The following is a 14,339-nucleotide window of genomic DNA, read 5'->3' as shown; positions in this document are numbered from 1 at the left end:
TATAGGAGAATTGAATGTCTGTCTATGTCAGAACCCGGGGCAAGAATCAATATCAACTGCGCGTACGCCACCCGTTGATTCCGCCGAACGGCGAGTTTTACGCGACGTTCGATGACAAGCAAACGGCTCGTGAATATGGTGACAGTCTGCAGGCCACCCTCGATCTGGGCATCGTCCCCACCGATCTCCAGTTGATCGCGCCGGCCCCCAAGAAAGGGTGGAGCCTTGCTCGGTGCATCGACGAGTACCTGAAGACGGTAGACGTGAAGCACAGTGACTACAAGTTGCTCGCGACGCTTCGCCGTCAACTCGGTAAGGCCACGACTGCGGACGTGTCGTACAGCTGGGCCGAAACTTGGCACCAGACGATGAAACGGGAGCAGAACCTGACGCCGGGCACGATACGAAAGCGTCACGGTGCGCTCGCCCGGTGTCTCGACTGGGTCACCAACAGTCATCCGGAGATTCTGGCGACGAACCCGCTCCGTCTATTCAAGCGGGGCTATGCGACGTATTCGAAGACCGACGCCAGCGTGGCGATCGCAAACGGCGGAACCGTCAAGAAGGATCAGGAACGCAACCGGCGACTGCCGGAGGATGAAGCGAAGCTATTGGAAGCGAAGCTGGAAGCAGACCCTGAGCTTGAGCTGCTTCACCATCTCGGTTTCGAAGCGGCGCTGCGAATGCGCGAATGCTACACGCTCAGCGTCAACCAGATTTGGCTTGACCGGCGCACCATCTGCCTGACCGAGAACCCGAATCGCGACACCCGTCAAGTGCCGATGAGCGAGCCCATCCACAGGCGGCTGAGCGAGTACCTCGCAGCGAACTGCGAGGCAATTGCCGCGCGCGGCGGGCGGCTCTTCAGCTGGTGGCAGGGCCAGACCGATGACGAGGAACTCGACAAGATCACGGCCCATGTCTCCGGTCTCTATGCTGACGCGGTCGCCGCGGTTGGCCTGATTGATTTCCACTTCCACGACCTGCGCCACGAAGCGACGTGCCGGCTTTACCTGCTGACGAACTTCACGGACGTGCAAATAGCCCGGATCACCGGCCACCGCGATTTCCGCATGCTCAAGCGCTACGCGAGCCTGCGCGGTAGCGAACTGGCCGACCGCATGTGGGGCTGGTCCCGACAAGATCCGGACATTGCAACTGCGGAGTGGCATGGCACTGACATCCGGACATGACAGGCGCCGTTTTCGGCGGTGTACTCGGCGAGATCGGGACGTGTCCTGTCGCACCCGTCCGTTGTCGCCCGCCGCATCCCCCTGGGAACCGGTACGGATGCGCTGCGCACGTCGTTTTCCGGTATCGGGCTCGGCTGGGCCGCCGGCCACCGGAACGATGGCCGCCGCCGCGCGGCCGGGCCCCGCGCCGCTTAGCGGGGCGCCGATTTCTTGACCCGCCGCGTGCGGGCGGCCGGCTCACCGCCAGCCGCACTGCACCCGTCCCAGCCCCACATTCCCTCCGCCAGTTCGCAGCCGCGCAGGCTGGCGTAGCGCTTGAGCATCCGCAGATCGCGGTGGCCGGTGATGCGCGCTATCTGCACGTCGGAGTAATGCGTGCGCAGGTACAGCCGGCAGGTCGCTTCGTGGCGCAGGTCGTGGAAATGGAAATCGTGCAGGCCGGCAGTGCGGACGACGAGTGCGAACCGATGCGAGACCCGGCTCGTGATCCGGTCAAGTACTTTTTCGTCCGTTTGCCCGGCCCAGCAGCTGAAGAGCCGGCCGCCACGGTCGGCGATCGCCGTGCGATGGGCGGTAAGGTAGGCGGTCAGCCGCGTATGAATCGGTCGGCTCATCGGCACCTGCCGGCTGCTGCCGTTCTTGGTCGTCTCGAGCAGAATCGTTCGCTGGTCGAGCCGGACCTGGTCGACGGTCAGGGTGTAGCATTCGCGCAACCGCATCGCGGTCTCGAGCGCGAGGTGAAACAGCAGCTCGAGTTCGGGGTCGGCCCGGACCGCCTCAGTGAGGCGCTGCGCCTCGTCGCCGGCCAGTCGCCGATTTCGTTCCCGGTCCTGCTTCCGCGTGCCGCCGTGGGCGATGGCGACCCGGCCGTCTTCAGCTGAATACGTGGCAAACCCGCGCTTGAGCAGCCTCAGCGGATTGCTTGCCAAGACATGCAGATGTTTGCGCATAACCCAGTCCAGACACCGCGCCAATGCGCCGTGCCGGTGACGGATAGTACTGGGTGCCAGGTTCTTTTCCCGTTTCATCGTCCGCACCCAGCCTTCGGCCCAGTCGTAGCTCAGCGCCCAAGTCATTACGTGCCCGACTTCCGGCCGGACCGTCGCCAGCAGGGCCGCTTCGCTCGGTTTGACGTCCTCCACCCGGAGGTATTCGGCGATACAGCGACTCAGCGACCAACCGTCGCGCGTCGTGTCGGGCCGCTCCAGCAGGTCTTTCGGCACGACGCCGCGCGCCAGTAGATGATCGAGCTGGTCGCCGTAGCGGCGGGCATCGGCTTCTTCAGTGAAGGTGAGATAGAACTCGCCGTTGGGTTGCAGCAGCGCGTGGCGCACGCGCAACTGGTAGCGGCCATTGGCCGTGCGCTTGACGTAGACAGACACCGAAAGTACCCCCAATCCAATGACCCGGCGCGGCTCAACGGCCTACATGGGCGTAGCGGGAGGGGGCGTGCCCCCTGCAGCACAGGGGGTTGAAACGACAATGGGCTAGCCCTTTCGGAGCTAACCCATTGATTTATATGGAGGCGGGGGTCGGAATTGAACCGGCGTCTACGGCTTTGCAGGCCGCTGCATAACCACTTTGCTACCCCGCCATGGGAAGCCATTTTAACCATAAACCCGCGAGCATGTTGCCGCAGTGGGTCTGGCCATGGACTCGCTTGCTATGTCGCGCGCGTCCGGAATCTGGAGCGGGAAAAGGGTCTCGAACCCTCGACCTCAACCTTGGCAAGGTTGCGCTCTACCAACTGAGCTATTCCCGCGTCGTGCAAACTGCTCTTTTCATCGGGCGAGCCGGTACTTCGGCACCCACCCGGTTGAAACAAAAAAGGAAGCTTTCGACAAGCTTCCCTTCAGAATCCTGGAGCGGGAAAAGGGTCTCGAACCCTCGACCTCAACCTTGGCAAGGTTGCGCTCTACCAACTGAGCTATTCCCGCGTCGACAACAGGGAAGCATTATAGAGACGTATCTTTTTTTGTCAAGTGACACGCCCCGCCTCTCAAATCATGCGCCCCGCCTTTTCCTTGATCAGCGGCCAGGCCTTGCGCAGGTAGTAGAACATCGACCAGACGGTCAGCACGGCGGCGACCCACATCAGGAGCCCGCCGACTTCGCGCACGGCGATCACGCCGAGCAGGCTGTCGTAGTGCACGCCGTAGAGCAGAAGCGGAATCGCCGTCATCTGCGCGGCCGTCTTGATCTTGCCGATGGAACTGACCGCTACGGATTTCGATGCGCCGATCTGGGCCATCCATTCGCGCAGCGCGGAAATCGCGATCTCGCGCCCGATGATGATGAAGGCGATGACGGCATTGACCTGGCTGAATTCGACCAGGACCAGCAAGGCGCCGGCCACCATCAGCTTGTCGGCAACGGGATCGAGGAAGGCGCCGAAGGCCGAGGTTTCATTCCAGCGCCGGGCGAGGAAGCCGTCGAACCAGTCGGTGACCGCGGCGATGATGAAAATCAGCGTGGACGCGACGGCCTTGGCAGGCGAGGACAGCCAGGCTTCGGGCAGATAGAACACCCCCACTACCAGCGGAATCAATGCGACTCTCAGCCAGGTGAGAAGAATCGGAATGTTGAACGGCATGAGTCGGGGCCTGAAAAATGTGCTGATTATCTCGCGGAAATTGATCGCACCGCAATTCCCGCTGCCCCGGATTCTACGCTGTTCAATGCAGCTGCTTGTAAATCTGTTCCGCCAGCTGGCGGGAGATGCCTTCGACCGATGCCAGCTCTTCCACGCTCGCATCGGCAACGCCGCGCAGTCCCCCGAAGCGGGCCAGCAGGCGCTGCCGCCGCTTGGCGCCGATGCCCTCGATTTCTTCCAGCCGCGAAGTCTGTCGCGCCTTCGCCCGCTTGGCGCGCATGCCGGTGATCGCGAAACGGTGTGCCTCGTCGCGGATCTGGGCGATCAGCATGAGCGCGGCGGATTCCTTGCCCAGCTCCTGCGGCGCCCGGTCGTCGGCGAACACCAGGGTCTCGAGGCCCACCTTGCGCCCCTCTCCCTTGGCGACGCCGACGATGAGGCCGATGTCCAGGCCCAGCTCGGTAAAGACCTGCCTTGCCATCTCCACCTGCCCCTTGCCGCCGTCCACCAGCACCACGTCCGGCATCACGCCGTCGCCATTGACCACTTTTTCATAACGCCGGGTGAGTACCTGGCGCATGGCGGCGTAATCGTCGCCGGGGGTGATGTCGTTGATGTTGTAGCGCCGGTACTCGCCGTTCTGCATCGCGTGGTGATGGAAGACGACGCAGGAGGCCTGGGTCGCCTCACCCTGGGTATGGCTGACGTCGAAGCATTCGACGCGGAAGGCATCGATATCGGTGGCGTCGATGCCGAGCGCGTCGACCAGGGCGCGCGTGCGCGCCTGCTGCGAACCCTGCTCGGCGAGCAGGCGGGCGAGCGCGATCCCGGCGCCCTTCTGCGCCATTTCCAGCCATTGCCGTCGCTGGCCCTGCGGCTGGAATACGAGATTGATACGGTGGCCGCACTGCTCGGTCAGCGCCATCATCAGCTCCGGCTCGTCGAATTCGACGCCGAGAATCAGGATGCCGGGAATGAACAGGTCGGCGTAATGCTGCGCAAGGAAGGCCTTGAGCACCTCGACCTCGACCGGCCCCTCCGCTGCGGCGAGCGCATCGTCGACATGGGTGGGGAAGTAGGCGCGGTCGCCGAGATGCCGTCCGCCGCGGACCATGGCGAGGTTGACGCAGGCGCGCCCGCCCTGCACTTCCACTGCGATGATGTCGATGTCGGCGTCGCCGATGGTCTCCATGCTCTGCTGATGCAGAACGCGCGACAGCGCGGTGATCTGGTTGCGGACTGTCGCTGCCTGCTCGAACTTGAGCTCGGCGGCAAAGTCGTGCATCTTCTTTTCCAGGGATGCCAGCACTTCGTTCTGGCGTCCGCGCAGGAATTTCGCCGCATTCTCGACGTCGAGCGCGTAGTCTTCCTTGCTGATCGCATTGACGCAGGGCGCGCTGCAGCGCTGGATCTGGTGCAGCAGACAGGGACGCGTGCGGTTCGCGAACACAGTGTCTTCGCAGGTCCGCAGCTGGAAAACCTTCTGCAGGATCTGTATGGATTCCTTGACCGCCCAGGCGCTCGGGAACGGGCCGAAATACTGGTTCTTCTTGTCGACCGCGCCGCGGTAGTAGGCCATGCGGGGCGTTTCCTGCCCGCTGATCTTGAGATACGGGTAGGACTTGTCGTCGCGGAACAGGATGTTGAAACGCGGCTGCTGCGTCTTGATCAGATTGTTCTCGAGCAGCAGCGCCTCGGCTTCGCTGCGCGTGACGGTGGTCTCGAGACGAGCAATGCGCTCCACCATCATCGCCGTGCGCGGGCTGGCAAGCGTCTTCTGGAAGTAGCTCGACACTCGCTTCTTCAGATCCCGCGCCTTACCGACATAAAGCAGCTTGTTGTCGGCGTCGAAGTAGCGGTAGACCCCCGGCAGGTGCGGCAGGCTGGCGACGGTGTCCAGCAGCGCCGCGCGCGCGTCGGGGCTGGTCGTTTCCGGCATTGACTGATCCTCTTCAATCGTCCATCAGGGATTGCACGGTCTTGCGGGCGGCGCGGTAGCGGCCGTCCTGCTGCAGGCTGTCCCAGTCCAGGGGCTCGCCCTGCGGCACGAGCGCGGCGATCCGGGCCGCCGACTCGGCCGACGCCAGCTTCGGGTCCAGGCCCTCGAGCAACTGGTCCGCCTTCTCGGGCCGGTTGCAGACCAGGACCATGTCGCATCCCGCGGACAGGGCGGCAGTTGCGCCGTCCACCACGCTGCCGGCCACGCTCGCGCCCTCCATGCTCAGGTCATCGCTGAAGATGACGCCGGCAAAAGCCAGCTGGCGGCGCAGTATCCCGAGCCATTTCTTCGAGAATCCCGCCGGGTGCCTGTCGACCCTGGGATAGATGACATGAGCCGGCATGACTGCCGACAGGCCGATGCCGAACCAGTTGTAGGGCGCGGCATCGTCGGCAAGTATCTCGTCGAGACCGCGCTCGTCCACCGGAATCTCGACGTGCGAGTCGGCCTTCACATGACCGTGCCCGGGAAAATGCTTGCCGCAATTGGCCATGCCGGCGAGGGCCAGGCCATGGTTCAGGCTCTTGGCGAGCAGCGTGACCACGCGCGGATCGCGGTGGAAGGAACGGTCGCCGATCACGCCGGATTCGCCATAGTCCAGGTCGAGAACGGGCGTAAAGGACAGGTCGACGCCGCAGGCGCGCAATTCCGACGCCAGCACGAAGCCGACATCGGTGGCGGCCTTGACCGCGGCCAGCACGTCGCGGTCCCACAACTGGCCCAGCCGGCGCATGGCCGGAAGTCGGGTGAAGCCATCGCCGCGAAAACGCTGCACCCGTCCGCCTTCATGGTCGACGGCGATCAGCACGCCGGGACGTGCCTCGTGGATGGCTTGCGTCAGGGCGACCAGCTGCGACCGGTTCTCATAATTGCGGGCGAACAGGATCACGCCGCCGGTCAGCGGATGGCGAATGCGACGCAGATCGTCTTCCGTCAGGGAAGTGCCAACCACATCCAGCATAACCGGCCCGAGTGCCGCCTTGTCCGCGTGCTTGATCATTTTTTCTCCACGATGACGAAGGCGACCGCATAGTCGGATTCGTCGGTTATCGATACTTGCGCAGTCAGCCCCTGCGCCTCCATGAATTCCTTGAGCGCGCCGCTTGCAACCGGCACGGGACGGCCGCCCGGGGCGTTCAGCGTCTGCATCGCCCGCCAGGTCATCGGCATTCGCATGCCGAGTCCGATCGCCTTCGAAAACGCTTCCTTCGCGGCGAAGCGGGTGGCCAGGAAGCGCAGACCGCGCGCCTCGACCTTGCTCCGCCGCCGCCGGTAGATCTGCATCTCGTCCGGCCCCAGGATCTTTTCGGCGAACCGGTCGCCGTGCCGTTCGAGCGCGGCCTGTATCCGGGAAATGCGGATGATGTCGGTGCCGATGCCGTAGATCATTTCTTGTGAATGCCCAGCCGGGCCGCGGTCATGATTGCCTTCATTTCCTTGACCGCGTTTTTCCAGCCGATGAAGACGGCCTGGGCCACGATCGCATGTCCGATATTCAGTTCGGCGATTTCGGGGATGGCGGCGATCGGCTGGACGTTGGTGTAATGCAGACCGTGGCCCGCGTTGACCTTCAGTCCATAGCCGACGCCTGCGAGCACCGCCGCCTGCACGCGATCCAGTTCACGCTGGGCTTCCTCGTCGGTGCGCGCCTCGGCATAGCGGCCGGTGTGGATTTCGATGACCGGGGCGCCCGCCTCGGCCGCGGCCTTCACCTGGGCGGCATCGGGATCGATGAACAGGCTCACGCGCACACCGGCCAGCTGCAATCGGTGGACCGCGTCCTTGACCTGGGAAAAATGCGCGATCACATCCAGCCCGCCTTCGGTCGTGATCTCTTCGCGACGTTCGGGCACGAGGCAGACATCCTGAGGCCGCAGGCGCAGCGCGAAATCGATCATCTCGCTGGTGATGGCGGACTCGAGGTTCATGCGCGTGCGCAGCTGCGGCAGCAGCGCTTCGACGTCGGCATCCCGGATGTGCCGGCGGTCTTCGCGCAAATGTAGCGTGATGCAGTCCGCCCCGGCCTCTTCGGCCAGCAGCGCCGCCTGGATCGGATCGGGATAACTCGTGCCGCGCGCATTGCGCAGGGTCGCCACATGGTCGATGTTTACGCCGAGCTCGATTACCGGCTTGTTGGGATGTAAGAGGCTCATGGATGAAGTCCTGGCTATAACTGCGTCAAATCTATCAGAATCTGCCTGGTGTTGAGCTGCGCGCCGCCGAGATGATGCGCGAGCAGAAACCGCATCAGGAACTTGCTCTGGGATTGGGTCACCGCATCCGAGTAATCCTCCCTGTCCATGTCGAGCAGCGTCTTGCCGCTCACGCGCGGCATGTCGTCGGATGGCCGTGCCGGCCGGGGGCCGCGCTCGGGATCGACGACATAGGTCTTGTCGGCCTGCACCGGGGCGCCGCTGGCGGAACAGATCGTCAGATTGTTGCCGACCCCGGTCTCCTTGAGCAACGCCCGTTCGAACTTGCGCAGTACGATGGGTGGCGGCTCGTTGTGCGCCAGTTCGTTGAGCGTGGCGATGTACTGCGAAAACAGTACCGGATGGGGGTCGTCCCTTGCCAGCAGCTTCACCAGCAGTTCGTTCAGATAGAAGCCGCACAGCAGCCCGGCCTTTTCCAGTGGCGGCATGCCGCCTATCCATTCGGCCGCGGTCAGGGTCCGCACCTCCGCCCTGCCGCTCCAGCTGATCGTCAGCGGCTGAAAGGTCTGCAGCACGCCGCGGAGCTTCGAATGGGGCCTTTTCGCGCCCTTGGCGACCAGCGCGATGCGGCCGAAGTCCCGGGTGAAGACCTCGACGATGAGACTGGTTTCCTTGTAGGGGTAGCTGTGCAGGACGAAACCCGGTTGGGCGGCGACCTTGCTGTCCTTGTCGGCGGTCCTCGGACGGCTCGTGCGCGCGCGGGTCGCTGCGGGCGCGTCGGCCGGCGCCGGCTGCTCCCTGCTGTCAGTCCTGTTGTCGGGCATGGTTCCGGTCAAGTCCTGGCGCCTATGCGGATGTCGCCGGTTCGCGGCTATTCGTAACCGTATGCCCGAAGCCCGGCTTCGTTATCGGCCCAGCCGGACTTCACCTTGACCCAGACTTCCAGGTAGACGGGTCCGCCGAAAAGCTTCTCCATGTCGAGCCGCGCCTGGGTCGAGATTTCCTTGAGCTTCGCGCCCTTTTGTCCGATCACCATTGCCTTGTGGCCTTCGCGTTCCACCAGCACGGCCGCAAAGATCCGCCGCAGGTTGCCTTCCTGCTCGAATTTCTCGATCAGGACGGTGCTCGTGTAGGGCAGCTCTTCCCCGACGAAGCGGAAGATTTTCTCGCGCACGATCTCGGCCGCCAGGAATTTCTCGCTGCGGTCGGTGATGTCGTCCTCGTCGAACATCGGGGGATTCGGCGGCAGCAGTTTTTCGATCTCCGCTTCGAGCGCGTCGAGCTGGAAGCGCTGCTTCGCCGACACCGGCACCACCGCGGCGAACTCGGCGTCGGCGCTGACCTGGCGCGTGAATTCGATCAGGGTCTTCTTGTCCTTGACCCGATCCCACTTGTTGATCACGAGGATGCAAGGCACGTTCTTCGGCAGCAGCTCCAGCACCTGCTTGTCCGCCGGTCCGTAGGTCCCGGCTTCGACGATGAACAGAATGACGTCGGCAGCGGTCAGCGTCGTCGTGACCGTACGGTTGAGCGTCCGGTTGAGTGCGTTCGAGTGCCGGGTCTGGAAACCGGGCGTGTCGACGTAGACGAACTGTGCGTTCTCACGGGTTTGAATGCCGGTGATCCGATGCCGGGTGGTTTGCGCCTTGCGCGAGGTGATGCTGACTTTTGCGCCGACGAGCGCATTCATCAATGTCGATTTGCCGACGTTCGGCCTTCCGACTATGGCGATATAGCCACAGCGGAAGTTGTCTTGGGCATCCTGGGGGTTCATGCAGTCTTGGTCTGGTTGGGCAGGTCGGGGCTGGTGGATGCGGCGATCGCTTCTGATTCGTTGCCCGGCGCCGGCGCGTCCCCGGCGGCGTCAGGCGAAGGTCCGCCTGTCTTGAGATCGAGTTTGCTTTGCCGGGTTTCCGGCGGCTTTGCATCCGGCTTGGCATCCGCCCTGGCCTCGCCCTTCGGCGACCGGCTCTTTTTTCTCGTGTCGTCCTCGGCCGGGGCATCGGGCTGAATGGTGGCGATGCCGGCAAGCTTCAGTTGCGAGGATCGCGGCCGGCTCTTGCGCGCGCCGCTGGCGGTTTTCGCCAGCGCGGCCTGCACCGCTTCCAGCGCCAGCTTGGCTGCAGCCTGTTCTCCGGCCCGTCGGCTGCCGCCGGTTCCGAATACCTGAATCTCGAGCTTCGGGATCAGGCATTCGATTTCGAATTCCTGGTTATGGGCGGCGCCATGGGTGGCCACGACGTTGTACTGGGGCAGTGCGATTTTCTTGGCCTGCAGGTACTCCTGCAGCAGCGTCTTGGCATCCTTGCCCAGCGTCTTCGGATCAACCGAATCGAGGATGGGGATATACAACGAGCGTATGACGTCGCGGGCAGCGTCGAAGCCCGCGTCCAGGAAGATCGCACCGAACAGCGCTTCCAGCGTGTCCGCGAGTATCGAGGGCCGCCGGAATCCACCGGACTTGAGCTCGCCCTCGCCCAGGCGCAGGAACTGGGAAAGCTCGAGGCGCTGGGCGATTTCGTAAAGCGACTGCTGCTTGACGAGGTTGGCCCTCAGGCGCGACAGGTCGCCCTCGTCGATCTTGTTGTAACGTTCAAAGAGCAGGGATGCGACAACGCAGTTCAGTACGGAGTCTCCGAGAAACTCAAGCCTTTCGTTATGCACGCTGCTATGGCTGCGATGGGTCAAGGCCTGCTGCAACAGAACAGCATCCTTGAAGGTGTGGCCCAACCGGGTTTGCAATAGCTTGAGATCCATCTCGTTGTCGCTTATGTCCCCTTTTTACTGCACGGATTTGCCGGCTGAGCCCGGCGCCGTGGATGCCTCGTAGTCGAGGACCAGGCTGGCGGGACCCACCAGTTCGATTTTCTTCTGGTAGGCGACGCTGACGTCGTAGCCGTCACCAGTCTTCACGATTTCCAGATCCTTCCCGGTCACCGAGTCAATGTAAGCCGTCGTGCGCTGCTTTTCGAACGAATCCTGGATTTCGCGGGGTGTCGTTCCGGCGTTCTTGGCGGTGACGATCGCTTTCTTGATGGCCGCATACTCGATCACGGTCGGCACCACCTTCATCCCCAGTACGGCCAGCAAGGCGACGATAATGATGACAAAGAGAAAACCTCCCAGCGAAAAACCGCGGTGCGCAGCCTTTGCGCTCATGCCGACTCGCATATTACCCCCTGTTTCCTTTTTTATAATTCAACTACTCAAAACCGCCGATACGCCCGGGATTACCCAGGTTCATCCAAATGAAAAACGCCTTCCCGACTATGTTCTGATCCGGCACAAAGCCCCAGTAACGGCTGTCGAGACTGTTATCCCGATTATCCCCCATCACGAAGTATTGTCCAGCGGGGACCGTGCAGCTGAAACCTTCCAGGTTATAGGTGCAGTTTTCCCTGCCAGGGAACGGGTCGGGATTCTGTACGTAGGATGGCGCGCGCTCATCGTTCAGGATACGGTGTTCCGAGCCCTCGAACCGCTCACGGTAATGCTTCGAATAGCTGAGGTGCTCCTCGTCCAGGTAATCCGGCAGCTGCTCATAAGAAACCGCTTTACCATTGATCGATAAACGCTTGTTTTTATACTCGATTTTATCACCGGGCACGCCGATCACCCGCTTGATGTAGTCAAGCGACATGTCCTTCGGGTACTTGAAGACCATCACGTCGCCGCGCTCGGGGTTGTTCAGCTCGATGATTTTCTTGTTGATGATCGGAAGGCGGATCCCGTAGGTGAATTTGTTCACCAGGATGAGGTCGCCGATTTCGAGTGTCGGCACCATGGAGCTCGACGGGATCTTGAACGGCTCGTACAGAAAGGAGCGCAGAAAGAACACGAGCGCGATCACCGGGAAGAAGCTGCCGGAGTATTCGATCCAGGTCGGCTGGCGCACCAGTTCCGCCTCGAGCCGGGATCGCTCGCCCTGATCGACCTTGATCCCCTCGCTGCGCAGCTTTGCCTGGCGGGCATCGTAATCCGCCAGCGCCAGTGTGGCTCGGCGGCGGCGCTGCGGCGCGAGATAGAAGATGTCGAGCACCCAGACGATGCCGGTAGCGACGGTCAGTACGAAAAGAATGAGAGCGAAATTGCCAAGTATCGCTTGCAGTGTCATTTATCTTCCACTTGTAGAATCGCGAGGAATGCCTCCTGCGGAACCTCAACCGAACCGACCTGCTTCATCCGCTTCTTGCCTGCCTTTTGCTTCTCCAGCAGCTTGCGCTTGCGGCTGATGTCGCCGCCATAGCACTTGGCGAGCACGTTCTTGCGCATGGCCTTGACGTTCTCCCTGGCGATGATGTTGGAACCGATCGCGGCCTGGATGGCGACGTCGAACATCTGCCGCGGAATCAGCTCGCGCATCTTCGCGGCCACGGCACGGCCGCGGTACTGGCTGTTGGAGCGATGAACGATGATGGCAAGCGCGTCGACCTTCTCGCTGTTGATCAGCATGTCGACCTTGACCACGTCGGCCGCGCGATACTCCTTGAACTCGTACTCCATCGAGGCATAGCCGCGCGAAGTCGATTTCAGGCGATCGAAGAAGTCGAGGACGATCTCCGCCATCGGCATCTCGTAGGTCAGCATGACCTGCTTGCCGTGATAGCTCATGTTGATCTGCACGCCGCGCTTCTGCGTACAGAGAGTGATCACCGAACCGACGTATTCCTGCGGCATGTACAGGTTGACGGTGACGATGGGCTCGCGGATTTCCTCGATCTTGGACGGATCCGGCATCTTCGAGGGATTGTCGACCATGATCACGGTGCCGTCGCGCTGCACCACCTCGTACACCACCGTCGGCGCGGTGGTGATGAGATCCATGTCGAATTCCCGCTCGAGGCGTTCCTGCACGATCTCCATGTGCAGAAGTCCGAGGAAGCCGCAGCGGAAACCGAAGCCGAGCGCCTGCGACACTTCCGGCTCGTACTGCAGCGCGGCGTCGTTCAGCTTGAGCTTTTCCAGCGACTCGCGCAGCGCGTCGTACTGGTTGGCCTCGACCGGAAACAGGCCCGCAAAGACCTGCGGCTGCACTTCCTTGAATCCCGGCAGCGGCTCGGCCGCCGGCCTCGACGCCAGCGTGATGGTGTCGCCGACCCGCGCCGCCTTCAGCTCCTTGATGCCGGCGATCACAAATCCCACCTGCCCCGCCGACAGCGACTCGCGCGGCTGGGACTTGGGCGTGAAGACGCCGATGCTCTCGGTCAGATACTGGGCGCCCGTCGCCATCAGGGTGATCTTTTCCTTGGGCTTGAGGGTGCCGTTGACGATGCGCACCAGCATGACGACGCCGACATAGTTGTCGAACCAGGAATCGATGATCAGTGCCTGCAGCGGCGCGCCCGGATCGCCCTTGGGCGGGGGCACCTTGGCGATCAGCGACTCGAGCACGTCTTCCACGCCCAGGCCGGTCTTGGCTGAGCAACGCACGGCGTCGCTGGCATCGATGCCGATCACATCCTCGATCTCGCTGCTGGCGTTTTCGGGATCGGCCGACGGCAGGTCGATCTTGTTCAGCACCGGGACCACTTCGACGTTGAGGTCGAGCGCCGTATAGCAGTTGGCGACGGTCTGCGCCTCGACGCCCTGGGAGGCGTCGACCACGAGCAGCGCGCCTTCGCAGGCCGACAGCGAACGGCTGACTTCATAGCTGAAGTCAACGTGGCCGGGCGTGTCGATCAGGTTCAGGTTGTACACTCGACCGTCGCGCGCCTTGTAGCTCAGGGCCGCGGTCTGCGCCTTGATCGTGATGCCGCGTTCGCGCTCGAGGTCCATCGAATCCAGTACCTGCGCTTCCATCTCGCGGTCGGAGAGGCCGCCGCAGATCTGGATGATGCGATCCGCCAGTGTCGACTTGCCATGGTCGATGTGGGCGATGATCGAGAAGTTGCGGATGTTGTCCATTAAATAAGATTCGACTACAAAAAAGGCGCTCCGAACGGGGAGGTCTCCCCAAGCGAGCGCCTATGACAGAACGTTGTTCGACGGCCGCCATTCTACCGGATTTCGAAGCGGAAAACCGCCTGCCGAGACGGTTTCCTCGACAAGCGGTTGCGGGATTCAGGCGGACCGGGCCGCGGACAGGAAGGCGCGCGTCTTCGACTCGTCCAGAAAATAGTGGCAGATCTGAACCGCTTCGCCATCCCCTCGTCGTCCAAACAGGACCGGCACCAGTTCATCGAACTGGGCGACCAGCGCTTCGTCGCTGTCGACGTCGATGATATCGACGGTAAAGGGATACTCGCCGCTGAGTGACTGAAGCGCTTCGAGCATGTCGTCACAGAGATGACAATAGGAGCGGCCGTAGAGGGTGAAATGGGTCACTGGCATGGTAAGCGAACGGCGCTGCCGCATCGGGAAAACGCCCCCATTGTACCTTTCCCGGGCGTGGCGGGGTCACG

At 62.6% G+C, this 14,339-nt stretch carries 14 protein-coding genes and 3 tRNA genes; 1 reads left to right on the top strand and 16 read right to left on the bottom strand.

The window, feature by feature from the left end:
• Positions 1-14: 14 nt before the first annotated feature.
• Positions 15-1,193, top strand: a complete 1,179-nt coding sequence (locus tag NCCP691_RS05515) for a site-specific integrase (RefSeq protein ID WP_220807255.1) — start codon at positions 15-17, stop codon at positions 1,191-1,193.
• A gap of 191 nt (positions 1,194-1,384) precedes the next feature.
• On the opposite strand, the gene NCCP691_RS05510 is transcribed toward NCCP691_RS05515, so the two are convergent.
• From NCCP691_RS05510 to NCCP691_RS05435, 16 genes are all read right to left on the bottom strand, one after another.
• Positions 1,385-2,575 (bottom strand): site-specific integrase, encoded by a 1,191-nt coding sequence (locus NCCP691_RS05510; protein WP_220807254.1) that lies wholly within the window; start codon positions 2,573-2,575, stop codon positions 1,385-1,387.
• A gap of 138 nt (positions 2,576-2,713) precedes the next feature.
• Positions 2,714-2,787: transfer RNA gene (locus NCCP691_RS05505), tRNA-Cys, on the bottom strand.
• A 92-nt stretch (positions 2,788-2,879) separates the two neighbouring features.
• Positions 2,880-2,955: transfer RNA gene (locus NCCP691_RS05500), tRNA-Gly, on the bottom strand.
• 99 nt (positions 2,956-3,054) lie between these two features.
• Positions 3,055-3,130 (bottom strand) — tRNA-Gly (locus NCCP691_RS05495).
• A 62-nt stretch (positions 3,131-3,192) separates the two neighbouring features.
• Positions 3,193-3,786, bottom strand: a complete 594-nt coding sequence (gene pgsA, locus NCCP691_RS05490) for a CDP-diacylglycerol--glycerol-3-phosphate 3-phosphatidyltransferase (protein WP_220807253.1) — start codon at positions 3,784-3,786, stop codon at positions 3,193-3,195.
• A gap of 82 nt (positions 3,787-3,868) precedes the next feature.
• Positions 3,869-5,725 (bottom strand): excinuclease ABC subunit UvrC, encoded by a 1,857-nt coding sequence (uvrC, locus tag NCCP691_RS05485; protein WP_220807252.1) that lies wholly within the window; start codon positions 5,723-5,725, stop codon positions 3,869-3,871.
• A 13-nt stretch (positions 5,726-5,738) separates the two neighbouring features.
• Complete coding sequence (gene nagZ / locus NCCP691_RS05480; RefSeq protein ID WP_238482332.1) at positions 5,739-6,785, bottom strand: beta-N-acetylhexosaminidase; 1,047 nt, start codon at positions 6,783-6,785, stop codon at positions 5,739-5,741.
• Positions 6,782-7,174, bottom strand: a complete 393-nt coding sequence (gene acpS / locus NCCP691_RS05475) for a holo-ACP synthase (protein ID WP_220807251.1) — start codon at positions 7,172-7,174, stop codon at positions 6,782-6,784. Before acpS ends, nagZ begins: the two co-directional genes overlap by 4 nt.
• Complete coding sequence (pdxJ, locus tag NCCP691_RS05470) at positions 7,171-7,938, bottom strand: pyridoxine 5'-phosphate synthase (RefSeq protein ID WP_220807250.1); 768 nt, start codon at positions 7,936-7,938, stop codon at positions 7,171-7,173. The genes acpS and pdxJ overlap by 4 nt, the downstream gene beginning before the upstream one ends.
• Before the next feature lie 14 nt (positions 7,939-7,952).
• A complete protein-coding gene (recO, locus tag NCCP691_RS05465) occupies positions 7,953-8,762 on the bottom strand; it encodes a DNA repair protein RecO (protein ID WP_220807249.1) in 810 nt (269 codons plus the stop codon).
• Between the two features lie 47 nt (positions 8,763-8,809).
• The gene (gene era / locus NCCP691_RS05460) at positions 8,810-9,712 is read right to left on the bottom strand and encodes a GTPase Era (protein ID WP_220807248.1); all 903 of its coding nucleotides are present in this window, start codon (positions 9,710-9,712) and stop codon (positions 8,810-8,812) included.
• Positions 9,709-10,695: a ribonuclease III gene (gene rnc, locus NCCP691_RS05455; protein ID WP_220807247.1), complete on the bottom strand. Its 987-nt coding sequence runs from the start codon at positions 10,693-10,695 to the stop codon at positions 9,709-9,711. The genes era and rnc overlap by 4 nt, the downstream gene beginning before the upstream one ends.
• A 24-nt stretch (positions 10,696-10,719) precedes the next feature.
• Complete coding sequence (locus NCCP691_RS05450; RefSeq protein ID WP_220807246.1) at positions 10,720-11,097, bottom strand: DUF4845 domain-containing protein; 378 nt, start codon at positions 11,095-11,097, stop codon at positions 10,720-10,722.
• Between the two features lie 43 nt (positions 11,098-11,140).
• Positions 11,141-12,052, bottom strand: coding sequence for a signal peptidase I (gene lepB, locus NCCP691_RS05445; protein WP_220807245.1), 912 nt, complete (start codon positions 12,050-12,052; stop codon positions 11,141-11,143).
• Positions 12,049-13,842, bottom strand: a complete 1,794-nt coding sequence (gene lepA, locus NCCP691_RS05440) for a translation elongation factor 4 (RefSeq protein WP_220807244.1) — start codon at positions 13,840-13,842, stop codon at positions 12,049-12,051. The genes lepB and lepA overlap by 4 nt, the downstream gene beginning before the upstream one ends.
• Positions 13,843-13,998: 156 nt before the next feature.
• Complete coding sequence (locus NCCP691_RS05435) at positions 13,999-14,268, bottom strand: glutaredoxin family protein (RefSeq protein ID WP_220807243.1); 270 nt, start codon at positions 14,266-14,268, stop codon at positions 13,999-14,001.
• Positions 14,269-14,339: the final 71 nt, after the last annotated feature.

The organism is Noviherbaspirillum aridicola, assembly GCF_019656455.1.
GTDB lineage: Bacteria > Pseudomonadota > Gammaproteobacteria > Burkholderiales > Burkholderiaceae_D > Noviherbaspirillum > Noviherbaspirillum aridicola.
Note: the sequence above shows the minus strand (reverse complement) of the source record. Positions and strands in the feature narration are given on the sequence as shown.